19 protein-coding genes are annotated in these 17820 nt (G+C 64.4%); 2 read left to right on the forward strand and 17 right to left on the reverse strand.

Features of this window, described 5'->3' with window-relative positions; translation table 11 throughout:
- The 5 genes from ACFO3E_RS00350 to ACFO3E_RS00370 all read right to left on the reverse strand — a co-directional run bounded on the left by ACFO3E_RS00350 (position 1) and on the right by ACFO3E_RS00370 (position 4012).
- Positions 1-912: a tetratricopeptide repeat protein gene (locus tag ACFO3E_RS00350; RefSeq protein WP_066524982.1), complete on the reverse strand. Its 912-nt coding sequence runs from the start codon at positions 910-912 to the stop codon at positions 1-3.
- 82 nt (positions 913-994) lie between these two features.
- On the reverse strand, positions 995-1837 hold the full coding sequence (locus ACFO3E_RS00355) for a MipA/OmpV family protein (protein ID WP_380801686.1): 843 nt from the start codon (positions 1835-1837) through the stop codon (positions 995-997).
- 72 nt (positions 1838-1909) lie between these two features.
- On the reverse strand, positions 1910-2347 hold the full coding sequence (locus tag ACFO3E_RS00360) for a DUF2141 domain-containing protein (protein WP_066524985.1): 438 nt from the start codon (positions 2345-2347) through the stop codon (positions 1910-1912).
- The gene (locus ACFO3E_RS00365; RefSeq protein WP_066528733.1) at positions 2344-3072 is read right to left on the reverse strand and encodes a sterol desaturase family protein; all 729 of its coding nucleotides are present in this window, start codon (positions 3070-3072) and stop codon (positions 2344-2346) included. The genes ACFO3E_RS00360 and ACFO3E_RS00365 overlap by 4 nt, the downstream gene beginning before the upstream one ends.
- A 49-nt stretch (positions 3073-3121) precedes the next feature.
- A complete protein-coding gene (locus tag ACFO3E_RS00370) occupies positions 3122-4012 on the reverse strand; it encodes a prephenate dehydratase (protein ID WP_066528734.1) in 891 nt (296 codons plus the stop codon).
- A gap of 186 nt (positions 4013-4198) precedes the next feature.
- Between ACFO3E_RS00370 and ACFO3E_RS00375 the strand changes: the two genes are divergently transcribed.
- Complete coding sequence (locus tag ACFO3E_RS00375; RefSeq protein ID WP_066528735.1) at positions 4199-4858, forward strand: c-type cytochrome; 660 nt, start codon at positions 4199-4201, stop codon at positions 4856-4858.
- Positions 4859-5027: 169 nt separating this feature from the next.
- On the opposite strand, the gene ACFO3E_RS00380 is transcribed toward ACFO3E_RS00375, so the two are convergent.
- On the reverse strand, positions 5028-5879 hold the full coding sequence (locus ACFO3E_RS00380) for a kinase (protein ID WP_380801689.1): 852 nt from the start codon (positions 5877-5879) through the stop codon (positions 5028-5030).
- On the reverse strand, positions 5876-7192 hold the full coding sequence (locus ACFO3E_RS00385; RefSeq protein WP_066524987.1) for a hemolysin family protein: 1317 nt from the start codon (positions 7190-7192) through the stop codon (positions 5876-5878). Before ACFO3E_RS00385 ends, ACFO3E_RS00380 begins: the two co-directional genes overlap by 4 nt.
- 154 nt (positions 7193-7346) lie before the next feature.
- On the opposite strand from ACFO3E_RS00385, the gene ACFO3E_RS00390 reads away from it, so the two are divergent.
- Entirely contained in the window at positions 7347-8027 is a 681-nt protein-coding gene (locus ACFO3E_RS00390; RefSeq protein WP_380801691.1) for a YiaD family glycine zipper/OmpA-like lipoprotein, read from the forward strand.
- Between the two features lie 69 nt (positions 8028-8096).
- Here ACFO3E_RS00390 and ACFO3E_RS00395 read toward each other — a convergent pair whose 3' ends face one another.
- The 10 genes from ACFO3E_RS00395 to ACFO3E_RS00440 form a co-directional block, all read right to left on the reverse strand.
- Positions 8097-8714, reverse strand: coding sequence for a MarC family protein (locus ACFO3E_RS00395; protein ID WP_066524992.1), 618 nt, complete (start codon positions 8712-8714; stop codon positions 8097-8099).
- The gene (locus ACFO3E_RS00400) at positions 8711-9367 is read right to left on the reverse strand and encodes a YybH family protein (RefSeq protein ID WP_380801693.1); all 657 of its coding nucleotides are present in this window, start codon (positions 9365-9367) and stop codon (positions 8711-8713) included. The genes ACFO3E_RS00395 and ACFO3E_RS00400 overlap by 4 nt, the downstream gene beginning before the upstream one ends.
- A complete protein-coding gene (gene folD / locus ACFO3E_RS00405; protein ID WP_066524994.1) occupies positions 9364-10257 on the reverse strand; it encodes a bifunctional methylenetetrahydrofolate dehydrogenase/methenyltetrahydrofolate cyclohydrolase FolD in 894 nt (297 codons plus the stop codon). The genes ACFO3E_RS00400 and folD overlap by 4 nt, the downstream gene beginning before the upstream one ends.
- 46 nt (positions 10258-10303) lie before the next feature.
- Positions 10304-10642 carry a DUF167 domain-containing protein gene (locus tag ACFO3E_RS00410; protein WP_066524995.1) on the reverse strand — a complete coding sequence of 113 codons (339 nt, stop codon included), beginning with the start codon at positions 10640-10642 and terminating at the stop codon, positions 10304-10306.
- Entirely contained in the window at positions 10639-10929 is a 291-nt protein-coding gene (locus ACFO3E_RS00415; protein ID WP_066525001.1) for a YggT family protein, read from the reverse strand. The genes ACFO3E_RS00410 and ACFO3E_RS00415 overlap by 4 nt, the downstream gene beginning before the upstream one ends.
- Positions 10930-11123: 194 nt before the next feature.
- Positions 11124-12041, reverse strand: coding sequence for an acetylglutamate kinase (argB, locus tag ACFO3E_RS00420; RefSeq protein ID WP_066525003.1), 918 nt, complete (start codon positions 12039-12041; stop codon positions 11124-11126).
- Between the two features lie 82 nt (positions 12042-12123).
- Complete coding sequence (locus ACFO3E_RS00425) at positions 12124-13638, reverse strand: Ppx/GppA phosphatase family protein (RefSeq protein ID WP_380801696.1); 1515 nt, start codon at positions 13636-13638, stop codon at positions 12124-12126.
- A gap of 5 nt (positions 13639-13643) precedes the next feature.
- Positions 13644-15782: an RNA degradosome polyphosphate kinase gene (locus ACFO3E_RS00430; protein WP_380801698.1), complete on the reverse strand. Its 2139-nt coding sequence runs from the start codon at positions 15780-15782 to the stop codon at positions 13644-13646.
- A gap of 7 nt (positions 15783-15789) precedes the next feature.
- The gene (locus ACFO3E_RS00435) at positions 15790-16425 is read right to left on the reverse strand and encodes a P-loop NTPase family protein (protein ID WP_380801700.1); all 636 of its coding nucleotides are present in this window, start codon (positions 16423-16425) and stop codon (positions 15790-15792) included.
- Entirely contained in the window at positions 16422-17762 is a 1341-nt protein-coding gene (locus ACFO3E_RS00440; protein ID WP_380801972.1) for a heavy-metal-associated domain-containing protein, read from the reverse strand. Before ACFO3E_RS00440 ends, ACFO3E_RS00435 begins: the two co-directional genes overlap by 4 nt.
- Between the last annotated feature and the right edge of the window lie 58 nt (positions 17763-17820).

Here is a 17820-nt window from a genome sequence, read left to right on the forward strand (position 1 = left end):
TCAGGAAAAGAGGATTTGCGACAATTTCCGGCGCTGCGCCGCGACCCAAGGGTCCTCAAGGCCCGTGGCTTCGAACAGCTTGACCAATTGCGCGCGCGCCGCGCCGTCATTCCAGGCGCGGTCGCGGCGGACGATCTCCAGAAGTTCATCAGCCGCCCGGTCGCGATCGCCATTGGCCATCAACCCGCCCGCCAGTTCGAAACGCGCCTCATGATCGTCGGGATTGGCCGCAACCTTCGCTTCAACGCCCGACAGGTCAGACACCGGCCTTGCGTCGCGAGCGAGCGCGATGGCGGCGCGGGCGCGATCCACCGCTTGATCCTTCGCCACATCGGCGGGCAGTGCATCCAGCACCGCCTCAGCCTCGTCCAGCCGCGCCAGCGCAACCAGCGCCCGCGCATGGCCGGAGGCGACCTCTGCATTGTCCGGCGCCATCGCGCCAATCTGCTCAAATATAGAGAGCGCGCGATCATATTCGCCGCCCGCCAGCATTTCCTCGCCCATTTCGATCAGCGGCGCGATCTCCTGAAGCTGCGCCTTTTCATCCGATTCGATCGGTAGCTGAGCAAGCAACTGGTCAAGAAACTGCTTCAGCTGTCCCTCGGTCCGCGCCTGGCTCAAGTCGGCGACTGGCTGGCCTTGAAACACCGCATAGACGGTCGGGATCGACTGCACGCGGAATTGGGCGGCGATGAACTTATTCTCATCGACATTGATCTTCACCAGCTTCACGCCCTTGGGCGCATAGTCGGCGCAGACCTTCTCGATCACGGGGGTCAGCTGCTTGCAGGGGCCGCACCATTCGGCCCAGAAATCGACGATGACGAGGCTGGTGCGCGACGGGTCCACCACGTCACGGCGGAATGCCTCCACCGCCTCCTTGTCGCCATCACTCAGTCCAAGGGTCGCCACTGTCTTCGTCTCCTGCCTTCATGCGGTTGGGTGCCGCCTCCATACAGCGCCTTATGTGGGGCGTCACCCTGTCCGCACAAGATCAGAAGGTATAGCCGACGCCCACCGCGCCCATCCATTGATTCTTCGATCCCGCGATGCTGACCACGGGCGAGTCCGCATAGTCGCCCAACATGCGCGAATAGCCGCCCAGCGCGAACAGGGCCCAGCCCTTGCGCAGGTCGCCCGACAGGGACAAACCGCCAGTCAGGTTCACGCCGACCTTCTTAAAGCCGGAGCTATCGCCCGCCGCCGAATAGGCGGGGAGCCCCGACGCCAGCGCCCCGGCGGCATCGACATCATAATAATAGCGGCCATATTTCTTGCCGACATAATCGGCCGACACGCCAAGGCCGACGAAGCTGCGCGTCGATAGCGGCGCGAAATATTCGATCGCCGGGGTGACGACATAGCTGTCATGCGCGCCCACTACATCCTTGGTGATAGCGACGCGGACGGACAGATTGTCATAATCGCTGGTCAGGACGCCGGTCTTGCCGATCCCGACAAAGCCGCCCACTTCCACCGCCACGTCCCGCTCCCCTAGCGCGCGGACAGCGGCGTCCTTGATGCTCTTGCGGCTGGATCGGTCGAAGCGCACGCCAGCGACCGGCCCCAGCTGGAAATCTATGCCCTCGCCCCGATTGGGAATGGCGTCGATGTAGAGGCTGGGCCCGCGCGTCCAGAAGGCGAAATCGCTGACCTTCCCGCGCAGTTGAGGAACCGGGATCACCCGATAGTCGTCCGACCCCTCGTAGCTGGGAATGACTGCTGCACCGACACCTACGGTGAGGACATTGCTGTCTTCTACTTGAGCAAAGGCAGGATGAACGGCGCTCAGGGCGACGAAAGCTATCCCTGCAGCGAGAATTTGACGATGGTTCATAAATCCCCTGTTCCACGAAATAGTCAGCAGCCTAGAATGTTTCGCTGCCATTACGGTTCCAGTTCGGGGCAATCAGAGGAAATATTTGATCTTTATTTCCTGCCTGACCGCTGATCCCGCCACCGGGAACTGCGCGGAACGGAAGCTGGGCGCGCCGAAGCGGATGGCGGGATTGCGGGAAAAGCCGACGCCTTCGCGCGGGATGCCTGCGAACGTATCCAGCTTTCCATTGCCATTTTCGTCGTGGATGATGGCGATGGCATAGTCGCCGGGCGCCACCTCTCCCAACGGGATCGCCCCTGACGCCACTGGGACCGTCAGGTGCCGCTTGTCAGGATCATGGCTGCAATCGGGGAAATAGGCTGGCGAGCGCGTAATGCAGACGAGCAGGTTGCCCTTGCCCGATCGCAAGTCGCGCACGCCCATGCTGAGCGGCTGCGGCTGATTGTCCGGAGCAGCGCCCGGCAGGGTTACCAACATCGCAACCAAAAACAGCAATCTCGCCCTCATGCGCGCCCCTTTTCAAAGTCGCCCAACCCCCGATCGGTCCCGCACAGGCGGTCCCATACACGGAAATAAAGGCCGTAATTGCAGCTATAAAGCTCATGATGCCGTTGATGATGGCTGGCCGTGATCAACCAGCGCCCGGCCGGCCCCTGCACCAGCCAGCGCGGAAACATCTCCCACCCCATATGGTTCGACACGCCCATGACAGTCATGATCGCCAGCACCGCGCCCAATGCGCCGACATGAATGGGGATCAGCAAGACGAGCGCCGGAATGACGAGCGCCCCCGTCAGCGCTTCCCAGGGATGAAAGCTCATCGCCGCCCAGGCCGTGGGCGGGCGGCTCGCATGATGGACGGCGTGAGCTATGCGGAACAGGCGAGGCCGGTGCATCCAGCGATGGGTCCAGTAAAACCAACTGTCATGCGCCGCGAGATAGAGCAGCACCGATACCGGCAGATACCAGAGCGGAAAGGCATGAACGTCCGTGTAGATTCGCGTCCACCCCTGCGCTTGCCAGCCCCAGGCTATAATACCTGCCGGAATGCCATAGATCAGCGCGGACGCCAGCGACCAGCCGATCTCCCGCCTGACCTGGTCCCCAAGATGCGCGTAAAGCCCGGGCTGGCGCACATGCGTCGCCAGCGCGAAGCCGCCGCTGGTCAGCAGATAACGCACGCCCACGATGGCGCTCATGGCGAGAGCAGAAAGGAGGAGCGCGGCGGCCATCACCGCCAACTATAAGGAGCGCGGCGCGTCCCGTCACCCCATCGGCGCGTCAAGTGCGCGGCCGCGCCTGCCGATAGCTGCCCAGCATCCGCACCCATTTGCTGTGGAACTCCAGTTCCGCCAGCGCCCGGTCGATCGCCGGATCACCGGGCATCCCTTCGATGTCGCAGAAAAACTCGGTCGCGGCGAAGCTCGCCCCGCGCTGATAGCTTTCCAGCTTGGTCATGTTGACGCCGTTGGTCGCAAAGCCGCCCATCGCCTTGTAAAGCGCAGCGGGCACATTCTTCACCTCGAACAGGAAGGTCGTCATCACCGGACCGACGCCGGGTTCCGGCATCTTGGGCTCACGCGACAACACCAGGAAGCGCGTCATATTGTCGTCGCTATCCTCGATATTCTCCGCCACCAGCTTCAGGCCGTACAGTTCCGCCGCGAGATAGGGTGCGACCGCACCCTCCCCCGGCTTCTTTGATTCTGCGACCAGAGCGGCCGCGCCTGCGGTATCGGCATAAGCCACCGGCTGGATGCCCCGCTCACGCAGATAGTGGCGGCACTGGCCCAGCGCCTGCGGGTGGCTCATCGCGCTTTTGACCGGCGCGTCATCGATCGCCATCAGGCAGTGCCGGATGCGCAGGAAATATTCGTCGATGATGTGCAGCCCCGATTCGGGCAGCAGGAAATGCATGTCGGCGACCCGGCCATGCAGGCTGTTTTCGATCGGGATGATCGCCCGCGCGGCCTGCCCATTGCGCACCGCATCGATCGCATCTTCAAAGGCGAAGCAGGGCAGCGGCACGCAATCGGGCGCGTAATCCAACGCCGCCAGATGCGAATTGGCGCCTGGCGCGCCTTGATAGGCGATCGCGCGCGAGGGATCGGCTGCCGCCTTCGCGGCCAGGTCCGCGACGATGACGCGGGCGGGGGCGGGATAGTTTTCCATCGGTGCGAGCGCGCTTAGGCACTCCTTCGCACGCGCGCAAGCATGCGCAGGGCAGCGCTCCTGCAAAAGCGGGCGTCAGGGCGTTCAACCATGCTTGCGCGTTCGCTCTTGCGCCATTATGGCAGCGCGCTAAAGGGGGCGCGGAAACCAAGCCGCCAGAACAAAATTCAAGGGAATCCAAGCGAAATGGCCGATCGTTTCAACACCGTTGCAGGCTGGGCGTTGTTTGCGGGGATCGTTGCGCTGGGCGGCGGAATCGTCAGCTCCAAATATTTCCATGACGAACGCCCTGAGAAGATGGGCTATGCGATCGAAGGCGTGGAAGCCGAGGGCGAAGGCGGCGCAGCTGCTGGTCCGGGCCTCAACACCCTGCTTGCCAGCGCCGATGTGGCCGCCGGTGAGAAGGTGTTCGCCAAGTGCGCCGCCTGCCACACCGTGAACCAGGGCGGCGCCAACGGCATCGGTCCGAACCTCTACGCCACCGTTGGCGAGGGCATCGGTCAGGGCAAGGGCGGCTTCGCCTTCTCCGACGCGCTCAAGAGCAAGGGCGGCAACTGGACGTTCGAGGCGCTGGATCACTGGCTGACCAGCCCGCGTGAGTTCGCGCCGGGCACCAAGATGACCTTCGCGGGCCTCGGCAACCCCGCCGACCGCGCCAACCTCATCGCCTGGCTGAACACGCAGGGCTCGAACCTGCCCCTGCCCGCCGCCGACGCCGCACCGGCGGAAGCGAGCGCCACGCCCGCTGAAGCCGCAAGCAACGCGACCAATGCAGCGGAAAGCGTCGCGGGCAAGGCCCCAGCCAACGCCGCACCCGCCACCGGCCCGGCCGCTGCTGGCAAGTAACAGGCTTTCACCGAAACTAAAGGGGCGCGGCACTGATTGCCGCGCCCCTTGCGTTTACAGCATGCAGCCGTGAATAAGAATCGCTCGAGCTGACCTGTCGAAGCCTGTTCTGAGCGCCTGATGCGGCAGTAGGGAAAGACGCCTCACGCCAACCTGCGGAACGACAAATTCAGAGCAAACCGCCGCGATTGCGAATAGCTATGACGGACCGGTCCTCCGCCAATTCTATGACCATGTCAGCCCAGCGGGGAAGGTCATCAAGCATATGACGAGTCAGCCGTTCATAATGCTGGATGAAGCGGGCAATTTCTTTACCAGACATGACGCCTGGTGAAGGCGCGCGGCCGCGTAATTCTTCTTCTTGCTCATTCCGCCAGCGCAAGACCACATCAAAGCTTGGTGCAGCGAGAAAAACAAGCCGGTCGATGCGGGCAAACAGCGCCTGATAGCTGCCCGCCAATGCGCTGTTTACGAAATGACGCCAGATGCCCTCTGCGTCTTCTTCTCGCTCCAACTGATTCACGGGGGAAGCCAAGTCTGCCTCTGATTGGGGGCGGGCGCCTACGCACCAGCCTTCCAACAGCAGCAGCCGAGTGCCGGGCGCTGCTTCTTCCCACGCGCTGTCCGGCAATCGATCGTCGGCAGCCTTGTCAAACCGGGGCAACGGTGCCGCCTCCCCACGCTCCAATGACGCGATGATCCCAAGGCCAAGGTCTATATCATGCGTTCCCGGCACCCCGCGCGTGCGCAACAGCGGGTGGCTGGCGCGGCCGAGCATCTCACGCTCAACTCGTGTGCGATAAAGGTCGTCGATCGACAGCAGCGCGGTGGGCACGCCGTTTCGATCGAAACGCTCCTTCAGTGCGCGTGCCAGCGTGGATTTGCCGCTTCCTTGCGCGCCACACAGGCCGATAATCGTCAGCGAGGTGTTCAGCCCGGACAGGGCTTGCTGGACGAGATGCTCTAGCGCTTGGATAGCGCTGCCATTGTTGCCCGGTGCATCGCCAGGCAGCGTGGTCACCGCTCCGCCACCAGCAGCTTGTCGATCTTCCGCCCGTCCATATCGACGATCTCGAACCGCCATCCCTGGTCATCGATAAAATCGCCCACCTCGGGCAATCGCTTGAGCAACCAGAGAGCGTGACCGGCGACGGTCGCATAATCCCGCCCTTCCGGCAGGTCGATCCCAATCCGGTCCGCCAGCAGGTCCACCGGCATCTGCCCCGACACCAGCAAGCTGCCATCCTCGCGCTCGACAACATCGGGCTCATCATGGGCGTCCCGATCCGACGCGAAATGGCCCGCGATCGCGGACAGCAGGTCTGCGGGCGTGGCGATGCCTTCGAAATGGCCATATTCGTCATGAACCATGACCATGGGCACATCGGCACGGCGCAGCACTTCCAGCACATCCATCGCATCGACCTGATCGGGGACGACCTCCACCCGGCGCATCAGGGCTTCAAGGTTGAGCCGATCTCCCCGGAACAGCGCGGTCATGATGTCGCGCGCCTGGACGACGCCGATAATATCTTCAACCGTTCCGCGGCCCACAGGCAGTCTGGTGTGCGGCGTTTCGAGCAATCGGGCGCGGATCGTTTCGTCGTCGGCGCTGATGTCGATCCAATCGACGTCCATGCGCGGGGTCATCACTTCGCGTACCGGCCGGTCGGCGAGACGGACAACGCCAGAGATGATCGCGCGCTCGCTCTCCTCGATCACCCCCGATCGGCTCGCCTCGGCGACGATCAGGTGCAGTTCCTCTGCCGTCACATGGCTCTCGGATTCGCGTGTCATCCGCAACAGGCGGAAGATGAGCGCGCTCGATCCGTCCAGCACCCAGACAATCGGCGCAGTCAGCCTCGACAGCCACAGCATCGGCGTCGCCACCAGCGCCGCAATGGGTTCGGGCGCGCGTAGGGCGAATTGCTTGGGCACCAACTCCCCGACGATCAACGAAGCATAGGTGGTGAGGCCGATCACCAGCGCAAAGCCGAGATTGGCCGCGCCGCTAGGTGACAGGCCCAGCCCCTGCAGCCGTTCGCCCACCGGCCCGCCCAGGCTCGCGCCCGAATAGGCACCCGCGACGATACCGATAAGGGTAATGCCGATCTGCACGGTCGAGAGGAACTTGCCAGGATCGCTCGCGAGCGCCAGCGCGGTCTGCGCCCCGCGCCGCCCCGCCTTCTCCATCGCCTGAAGTCGTGGGCGGCGGGCGGAGACGATCGCCAGTTCCGACATGGCGAAGACGCCGTTCAGCGCCACCAACGCCAGGATGATGACAAGATCTGCCCAAGGAAAGGGCGTCGGAGCGTGCGGGGGGATCGTGGCCATGGCGGTCAGCTACGCCCTATAACCTTGTTTCTTACAATTTCACAACCGCCGCATCACACGGGGTTCAGTTCGCTTGTGGAACAAAGGACGGCGCTCGACCATTGGGTAGTGCATCCGATCCTTTCGGGCGCACGATAATAAGGGAATTGAATCTATGCGGATTTCTCATCGCATGATGGGCGCGGCAGGCTTGGCCGCGATGCTAGCGACGACGGCGTGCACGACCGACCCCAACACCGGGCAGCGGCAGATTTCGAAGGCGGCGATCGGCGGCATCGGCGGCGCGCTGGGCGGCTATCTGCTGGGCGACCTGGTCGGCGGGCGGCGCGACCGGACCGAGAAGATCCTCGGCGCGGGCATCGGCGCGGTCGCGGGCGCAGGCATCGGCGCCTATATGGACGCACAGGAACGCAAGCTGCGTGAGGAAACCGCTGGCAGCGGCGTTGATGTGATCCGCGACGGTGACAATCTGGTGCTTCGCATGCCGTCCGGCATCACCTTCACCACCGACAGCGCCGCCGTTCAAACGCAGTTCCGGCCGACGCTGGACGATGTGTCGTCTGTCCTGGCCCAATATCCCAAAACCTATATCGACGTGTACGGCCACACGGACAGCGACGGGTCCGACGCTTATAACCAGACCCTGTCGGAACGCCGCGCGCAGTCCGTGGCGGATTACCTTACCACCCACGGCGTCCAGTCGGCCCGCATCGCGACGCGCGGATTTGGCGAGACCCAGCCGATCGCCTCCAACGAAAGCGCCGAGGGCAAGGCAAGCAACCGCCGCGTCGAAATCAAGATCGCGCCGGTAACGGAGAATGACGTCCGGGCTTAAAATCCCCGTTCGCTTCGAGCGAAGCCGAGATGCCGCGGAAGCGGTTTCTCGACTTCGTCCAACCGCGGGTTAAAAACTCGCCTTCAACCCATCGATCACGAACTGCGCCGCGAGCGCGGCCAGCAGCACGCCGAGCAGCCGGGTTATCACCGCCTCGATCTTGCTGCCCAGTAGCGCCATGATCGGCCCCGCCGCCAGCAGCGACCCAAGCATCAGCGCCAGCGTCACCACGACCGCGCCCATCACGACCAACCGTTCGCTGATGCCATCGGCCTGCGACATCAACAGCATCACCGTCGCGATCGATCCTGGCCCCGCGATCATCGGCATCGCCATGGGAAAGACCGAGACATCCTCCACTTCCGGCGTCTCGGCGATCTTGTGCGCCCGATCCTCGCGCCGCTGGGTGCGCTTCTCGAACACCATGTCCATCGCGATGATGAACAGCATGATGCCGCCCGCAATGCGGAAACTGTCGAGCGCGATGCCGAGCACGCCCAGCAGCTGCTTCCCCCACAGCGCGAAGATCAGCAGGATCACTGCCGCGATGCCCACTGCGCGGATCGCCATGACACGCCGCTGCGCGTGGCTCGCGCCGGTCGTCAGGCTGGCATAGATCGGCGCGCAGCCCGGCGGATCAATGACGACGAACAGAGTCACGAAGGCGGAGATGAACAGCTCGATCATGCGCCCGGCGCCGCTACCTTGTCATCGATCACCACATCATAGCCGCTGCCATTCCATGCGCGCACCCTGACATGGCGGCTGCCAGCGGCCGCAACATCGGCGGTCCAGATCAGGCTGTCATCGGCGGGCGGCGCTGGTGTCTTCGCTCCGGGCGCGGGGCGAGCGCCGAGCCCCGGCTCCCGCCGCTTGCATGTCGCCACCTTCCCCACCAGAAACTCCGGCGCTTCCCGCGGCGCGGCCAGCGTGTCGCCATGATCCAGCACCCATTTCCACGCGCCATTCTTTTCGCGCCGCCAAATGGTCGTGAAATAGCCGACGGAGCCGTCCGGCCGCCGCCAGTTGCCGGTGCTGGCGGCAAGGTTGCCATCGCAGGATACATGGATGACGGACGGCGTCCAGCTCACCGGCTTGGGCGGATCGGTCCGTCCTTTCAGCCACTGTTTCGCCATCACGCGCTGCGGCACGAACATCACCGCATCGTCAGCCGCCGTTTCGCGGAAGGCAGTCCACTGCCCCTTGTCCCGCGCCAGGCGATTGAAAGCGATCTCGGCCGCAAAGACCGAACTCGGGTCCGGCTGATACCGCATCGGCGGCCGCGCGGCCACCAGCCCCAACAGGCTGGCCGCGATCAGAGCCGCCCGCGCTGCCTTCACAATCCCTCCGGCTTCGCCAACCCAGCGCGCGCATGCGCCGCGACCAGCGTATTGCGCAGCAGCACCGCGATCGTCATCGGCCCTACTCCGCCCGGCACCGGCGTGATCGCCCGGACATGGGCCAGCGCCTCGGCCGTGGCGACGTCGCCAACGATCCGGCTCTTGCCATCTTCCGTGTCGGTCACGCGGTTGATGCCAACGTCGATCACCGTGGCGCCGGGCTTGATCCATTCGCCCTTCACCATTTCGGCGCGGCCGACCGCCGCCACCACAATGTCGGCCCGGTGCACGACCGAAGCCAGATCGCGCGTCCGGCTGTGCGCGATGGTGACCGTGCAATTTTCCGCCAGCAGCAGCTGCGCCATGGGCTTCCCCACGATGTTGGAGCGGCCGACAACCACCGCCTCCATGCCCGTCAAATCGCCCAACTCATCCTTCAACAGCATGACGCAGCCCAGCGGCGTGCAGGGCACCAGCGCCTCCTGCCCGGTCGCCAGACGACCGGAATTGACGACATGGAAGCCGTCCACGTCCTTGGTCGGGTCAACCGCGCCGATGACCGCGGCTTCATCGATATGGCCGGGCAGCGGCAGCTGGACGAGGATGCCATCCACCCGGTCGTCCGCGTTCAGTTCCTCGACCAGGTCCAGCAGCTCTTCCTCGCCGATGCTGGCAGGCAGCTTGAACTCCAGGCTTTCCATGCCCGCCTCGACCGTCATCTTGCCCTTGTTGCGGACATAGACGGAACTGGCCGGGTCCTCGCCCACCAGCACCACGGCCAATCCCGGCTTGCGGCCGGCGCTTTTGACGAAGGCAGCGACGCCGTCCGCCACCTTGCCCCGCAGCGTGGCGGCGAAAGCCTTGCCGTCGATGATCTTGCCGATGGTCATGCTGCCTCAACCCGTCCCTTGATGATGGTGGAAAGCCGTAAAGCCATCATCGCCGCATTTCCTGAGCCGTCAGACGGTTCAATCTGACTTGGAAATGCTCCAGCGCCAACGCTTCACCGCCGCCCTTGATCCGCAGCCGCTTTAGCCGGTTGCTGTCGCCCGATTCCAGCGAAATCGCGCTCCGCGGCCAATCCAGTTCCTTGGCGAGCAGCGCAATCAGCGCCGCGTTCGCCTTGCCCTTTTCGGGGACAGCGCGGACGCGCGCGCCCAGCCAGTCAGCGCCCTTCTCGTCCGTCCACCGTCCACCCAACTCCTCCCGCGCGGCACCGGGCGTCAGGCGGACGGAAAGCAGCAGGTCGTTGCCGTCCTGCCGCCAGACGCTCACACCAGCCCGAAGAGCGGCGGCAATATGGCCTGGCGGATGATCAGGATGGCCAGCAGCACGACCATGGGCGACAGGTCCAGCGCGCCCAGATCGGGCATCACCCGCCGGATCGGATTGTAGATTGGCGCCGTCATGCGATCGAGCGCAACTATGACGGTGCGGACCACATCGCTTGAGGTGTTGATGACGTTGAAGGCGATCAGCCAGCTCATGATCGCCTGGATGATGATGATCCACCACAGCACATCGAGCAGGATGACGATGATCTGATAGAAGGCGTAGGCCATGCGGTCTCCGAATTGACTGCCGATGCTCTAGCCGAGGGGGACGGCGCACGACAAGGCTTAGCGCAGGATTCCAGCGCCTTTCCCCTCGTCATGCCAGCGAAAGCTGGCATCTCCTCTGCCCGGGCGCAGCCTCGCCTTGCAAGATCCAGCTTTCGCTGGGATGACGAGGGAGAGAACAACCGGCAGCGTATGACTTACCGGCGCACTAAAGTGCCCGCACCGCGCTTCGTGAAGATTTCCAGCAGCATAGCATGGGGAACCCGGCCGTCCAGGATGACGGCGGCGTCCACTCCGCCTTCCACAGCCTTCACGCAGGTTTCGAGCTTGGGGATCATCCCGCCGCTGATCGTGCCATCCTCTTGCAGCACCCGGATTGCCGCGGGATCGAGGTCAGTCAGCAGCTGCCCCTGCTTGTCGAGCACACCGGCCACATCGGTCAGCAGGAAGAAGCGCGAAGCCTGAAGCTCGGCCGCAATCGCGCCCGCCATCGTGTCCGCATTGACATTATAAGTATGTCCATCCGCACCAATGCCCACCGGCGCGACCACCGGAATGATGCCGCTTTGCGAGAGCGTATCGAGGATAGAGCGATCGACCTTCACCGGATCGCCGACAAAGCCCAGATCGACATTGCGCTCAATCCCCGAATTGGGGTCCGCCTCCCGCTTGCCCAGCACCTTCTCGCACAGGACCAGGCCACCGTCCTTGCCGGAAATGCCGACAGCCTTGCCACCCGCGCCAGCGATCCAGCCCACGATCTCCTTGTTGATCGAACCGGCCAGAACCATCTCCGCAACCTGCGCCGTCTCCTTGTCGGTCACGCGAAGGCCACCGACGAACTTCGATTCGACGCCCAGTTTCTTCAGCATCGCGCCAATTTGCGGGCCGCCGCCATGAATCACGACGACATTGATGCCGACCGCCTTCATGAGCACCACGTCCTCGGCGAAATCACGCGCCGCCTCCGGGTCGCCCATGGCATGGCCGCCATATTTGACCACAAAGGTCTGCCCTGCATAACGCTGCATATAAGGCAACGCCTCAACGAGGGTTTCAGCCTTGGCGAGGAGTGCGGGATCGGGCGCGTGCTTGTTATTCATGCGCGCGCGCATACGGCCTAATGGGTGCGGGGGCAAGTTTTGGGCTGTTCAAGCCATTCCCCTCCCGCAGGCGGGAGGGAAGCAGGTAGTTGCCTCACCACGCCAGCCGATACTTCACGCCCATGGCCTGCGCCAGATGCCGCTGCCGCCGCTCGACCGCCTCGCCGAACAGGTCTGCATCCACATTCCGCAGCCGCAGCTCCAGCGTATCGCCGACCATCTCCAGCTTCGAGGCTAGCAACGGCCCCTCGACACCGCCGGAAAGCCGCTGGCCGAGCCGGATCGCAAGGCCCCAAAGCGTCGCCCGCTTGAGCGCGGCAGCCGATGCCAGCCCTTCAATGGCGGGCGGAACCGTAGCCCCGCCGCCGAAATTGCTATGCAGCGCCTGCGCCAGCATCGCCCGTTCAGGCGCGGTGATGCCAACCCAATTGCTGTGCAACGCGATCTCGACGCCGCGTTCGGCTCGAAAATCAGGGTTCGCGCGCCAGCCCACATCGGCCAGCAGGCAAGCAGCCCTGCGGATGCGTCGCCAGGATGGTTCATCATCCTCGAACAGCGATGCGATCCAGCGTTCGATCATGTCGCCATGGCCGACGAAGCGCCCCTGCGCCTCCCCTTCCGCCTCGGCCGCGACCAGCAGCGGATCGTGCGCGCGAATCTCCGGCGGCAAATCCTCGAACAACAGCCCTTCGCGCAGGCCATAGGCGGACACGATCAGTTCGCTCGACTTCAGTTGGCGCACGACAACCGACAGCAGCGCGGCGGCGTCCGGCAGCGTGGGAACGCGTGACCCGGTGATCGCCGGAATATCCTTCAATCGCGCGCGGCCGACATGCGACACGATTCGCGTCAACTGCTCCGCCCGGGACGCGGGCATCGCATATTGATGCACCACCGGCAGCGGGAAATGGGTGAGCTGCATGTCGAAGCGGGCAAGCGAGCGCCAGGAACCGCCCACAAGGTAGAAGGGCACGCCCGGTTCGACGACCCAGCCCGCCTTCTCCAGCATCTTCTTCACCTGCCGCTCCAGGACGGCAGGGCCTTTCGCGCGGATCTGGGGCAGGCGCAGCACGCCCAGCGGCAGCGAAATGGTGTCATGCACAGCGCCATCGCGCACCCGTGCCAGCTCCAGGCTGCCGCCGCCCAGATCGCCCACCACGCCATTGGCCCCAGGAATGCCCGACAGCACGCCATGGGCCGCCGCGATCGCTTCCTGAGCCCCGGAAAGCAGCTCGACCTTAAGTCCCATCGCACGCGCGCGCAGGATGAACTCCTCGCCGTTGGCCGCGTCCCGCACTGCGGCCGTGGCGACACAGCGGACGTCCTGCACCTCCATTTCGCGGCAGAGATGGGCGAAACGTCCCACTGCGCGCAGCCCGCGCTCCATCGCCTCCGGCTCGATGCGGCCGGTCTTGCCAAGTGACGCGCCCAGCCCCGCCATCACCTTTTCATTGAAGAGGGTGAACGGAATGCGGCGGGGTCCGTCATACACCACCAGGCGGACGCTGTTGGAGCCGATGTCGATGATCGCCGTGCGCGCATTGGCATGCTCTGGCGATGTCGCCATCGTCTCGGCGATGGCGCGCACCTGGCTCAGCATGGAGTTCATGCGGGTCAGGCTCGCCCGCGCAGGCGTAGCGTCGGGACGGCTTCGCTATCCAGCGCCGCACCCCGGCCCGACAGCGACGGATTGGTCATGAAATAGCGGTGGAGATTGAAGGGGCGATCGCTTGCGCGCACGCGGGCATAGTGGCCATCGCTGTCCAGCTCCCAGCTCTGCTCGGTATCGATGAGATTCGCCACCATCACCTGGTCCAGAATCTGGTCGTGCACGGTCGGGTTTTCCACAGGAGCCAGAAATTCAACGCGGCGGTCAAAGTTCCTCGGCATCCAGTCGGCCGAGCTGATGAACACCTTCGCACCGTTATTGGGCAGCGCCTTGCCATTGCCGAACACGGTGATGCGGCTATGCTCCAGGAACCGGCCGACGACCGACTTCACCCGAATATTCTCCGACATGCCCGGCACGCCTGGACGCAGGCAGCAGATGCCGCGTACGATCAGGTCGATCTGAACCCCCGCATTGCTGGCGGCGTAGAGCTTTTCGATGATTGCCGGATCGACCAGCGAGTTCATCTTGGCCCAGATGGTGCCGGGCCGGCCCGCGCGAACATGCACGATCTCCGCCTCGATCAGCTCGCACAGGCGATTACGCAGGTCGCGCGGCGACATGACCAGCTTTTCCAGCGCCTGCGGCTCGACATAGCCGGTGATGTAGTTGAACAGCGCCGCCGCATCGCGGCCATAGGCCGGGTCCGCGGTGAAGAAGCTCAGATCGGTATAGATGCGCGCGGTGATCGGGTGATAATTGCCCGTGCCGAAATGACAGTAGGTGCGGAACGCCTCGCCTTCGCGGCGGACGACCATCGACACCTTGGCATGGGTCTTCCAGTCGATGAAGCCATAGACAACCTGCACGCCCGCGCGTTCCAGCGCGTCGGCCCACATGAGGTTCTGTTCCTCGTCGAACCGCGCCTTCAACTCGACCACTGCCGTCACCGACTTACCCGCCTCCGCCGCGTCGATCAGCGCGCGGATGATCGCCGACTGCTTGCCCGCGCGATAGAGCGTCTGCTTGATCGCGACGACATCGGGGTCGGATGCGGCTTGTTTCAGGAACGAAACGACAACGTCGAACGCTTCATAGGGGTGATGGACGACAATGTCCTTCGCCCGGATCGCGGCAAAGCAATCCCCGCCATATTCGCGGATTCGTTCAGGAAATCGCGGCGCATAGGGTTCGAACTTCAGGTCCGGCCGGTCCTCATCCACCACGCCGGACAGGTCGCCGATGCCGACAAAGCCCTCCACCTCGGCGATAATCGCCTCATGCCCCTGGAGCATGTCCTGCAGCATTTCCTCGACCGGCTCGGGAATGCGCTCCTCTATCTCCATCCGGATCACGCGGCCCCGGCGGCGGCGCTTGATGGCGCTGCGGAAATAGCGGACCAGATCCTCCGCCTCTTCCTCGATCTCAATATCGCTGTCGCGGATGATGCGGAACACCCCGCTGTTGCGCACGCGGTAGCCGGGAAAGAGATCGGCGGAAAAGCGCCGGATCACCGCCTCCAACGCCATGTAGCGCGCATGGTCGCCCGGTATCCGCACGAAGCGAGCGAGCGAAGACGGGATCATCACCAGTTCGCGGATCGGCTGCTTGTCCGACAGCCGCTCCAGATCGAAGACGATCGAGAGCCCCTGGTTGGGAATGAAGGGGAACGGATGCGCCGGGTCAAGCGCTTGGGGCGTGAGGATCGGGAAGACCTGGCTCAGGAAATGGTCGCGCAGCCATGTCTCGTTGGCCGCATCCATCGGGCTGGACGGGCCGATGACCTCGATGCCGACCTTCGCAAGTTCACCATGCAGCGCGCCCCAGACCTTCTGCTGAGCGCCCATCAACCGCGCGGTCTCCTCCGCGATCGCGCCAAGCTGCTGCGCTGGCGTCAACCCATCGGCGGAGCGCATGTCGACGTCCTGCAACTGCTGCCCCTTCAGGCCCGCCACGCGCACGCTGAAAAATTCGTCAAGATTCGCGCCCGAAATCGACAGGAAGCGCAGCCGCTCCAGCAGCGGATGCTCGCGGTTCATCGCTTCCTCCAGCACCCGCTGGTTGAAGGCCAGCCAGGACAGCTCCCGGTTGAAATAGCGGTCGCTGGGCAGGGTCAGGCTGGCAGAGGGATCAGCTTCGGCCACGTCTCTCTCAATTTGATGAGGGGTGCGGATCATCGGGCATTATAGGCAAGAATCCGGCCGCTTGCAGGGCCTCTTTCGCCATAGCGGCAGAAATCTTACGTCCAGATGACAGCGCCGCCTCGTTCAGCAGCCGCGTCACGCCTGCAATCGCCGCATAGCTGCGCTCTATCCGGCGCAGCAGCCATTCGGGCAGGTCAGCCGCATAATTAGCGCCCATCGCTCCCAGCGCCCGTTCGACCAGCGCGCGAGCGAGCGGTTCGTCGGGCTCCTCAATGGCGATGTGCGGCGCCGCTGCCAGCCGGGATTTAAGGTCAGGCAGCTTGACATCCCACAGCGTCGGCGCACGCAATCCGATCAGAAGCAGCGGCCTGCGGCTGGTCTGCGCATCATTCCAGGCGTTGAAAAGAAGGCGGTCCTCCTGCCCTTCCGCATCGTCGATGACCCTGCCGGCGCTCATGGCCGCAAAGCGCCGGCCCAGCATCGACCGGCCGGAGAGGGAAGGACCGCTCAGCACGCTGATCGCCAGCGGCCAGTCGCGCCAACCTTCCAGATGACGCACGGCGACGCTATTCGCATCGCTGACCAGGAAGTCCCCGTCCGTCCCCTGCCCTGGCCAATCAAATGGCAGGCTGATCTGCCTCATTGCGGCGCTGCCGCTCCTGCAGGCGCTGCGCCGCCTCCACGCCGGATACGCAGGGCGGAGCCAGAGCCGGAGACCGTGAAACCCCGCGCCTGAAGCGCCGCGCGCAGCGCATCGGCTGTGCCGTCGAAGCTCACCTGCATCACCGATGTGCCACCCAGCGCCAGGCTGCTGGTGATCGCGGACCGCACGCCCAGGATCGAGCGAACCGCCGCCTCACCCTGCGCGACCGATCCGGCGTCCGGCGTGTCGAACTGGATCGAGAAGCTGCTGGTGGCAGCGGCAGGAACAGGCGCCTCCAGCGTTTCCACAGGCGCTTCGGTGGTGTTTTCTATCTCCAGAGCATCCGGATCAACCGGCTCCTCGATGATGAGCGAGGGGTCGGGCCGCAGGCGTCCATCATTAAGGGCAGCGGTATAAAGCTGGTCGATCCGCCGCGCTGCTTCATCCAGCATCTGCGGAATGGCGCTTTCGGCGGAAGCGCGCAGGGAGAAGCTGCCGATCAGCCGGTCATCGGGACCATAGCGCGCGGTGAAGGTGCCCGTGACAGGACCACCAGGCCATTGCCGCTCCAGCCGCGCGATCGGCACCACCACATCGGCCGCGCCATATTGGTCGAGCAGCACGCGCCACCAGAGACGCCCGCGACGCCCCACCTGGCCGGCATTGAGCAGGACCGGGTCGGCGATTGATCCGGCGACGCGCACATAATCGATGGCGCTGTCGCCGGTGCGGAACCGCGCCCAGGCTTTCTGCCATTCATTGATCCGTTCGTAGGACACGGCCGATCCCCCGTCCCACATCACCGGGATGACGAGCAGCGGCGGCGAACGCATGACATGGCCAGACACGCCCAGCAACTGACCCGTGCGCGCGCGGTCGAACAAAATGCCCAGCGTTGCGACATAGCGGGTGGGGCCGATCTGCTCATATTCGATTTCGACGCCGGAGATCATGCCTTCCAGCTGCGAATCGGACAGGCTGGGCACGCCTGCATTGCCGTGGGTGCGCGTCCAAAGCATGCGCCAGCCCTGCCGCTGCGCCAGCCGCCATCCGGCAAGGCGCGCGCTATTGGCATCCTTGCCCAGCACATCGACCTTGATGCCGCTCACTTGATAGTCGCCGCCGCTGGCGATCGGGGGCACGCCGCGCTCCCCCTCCATCTGCGCGAACAGCGCCGCCGCTGCGAGACCAAGGACGATGGCGCCCAATATCTGCGCGGGACGCGACAGCAGGCGAAGCAGCTGCGATGGCCGGAAATTCAGGCGGGGCAAGGCAGGGGACAGGCTCACGCGCGCCCTTTTGGCGGGATTTCCCCCATCTGCCAAGCGCCAACCCATTTCCCGTTCCGTTTTCCGCGCCATTGTGCACTCTCTGGGTTGCCGCATTTTCTTAAGC

Source organism: Sphingobium tyrosinilyticum (assembly GCF_042654265.1).
Classification (GTDB): Bacteria; Pseudomonadota; Alphaproteobacteria; order Sphingomonadales; family Sphingomonadaceae; genus Sphingobium; species Sphingobium tyrosinilyticum.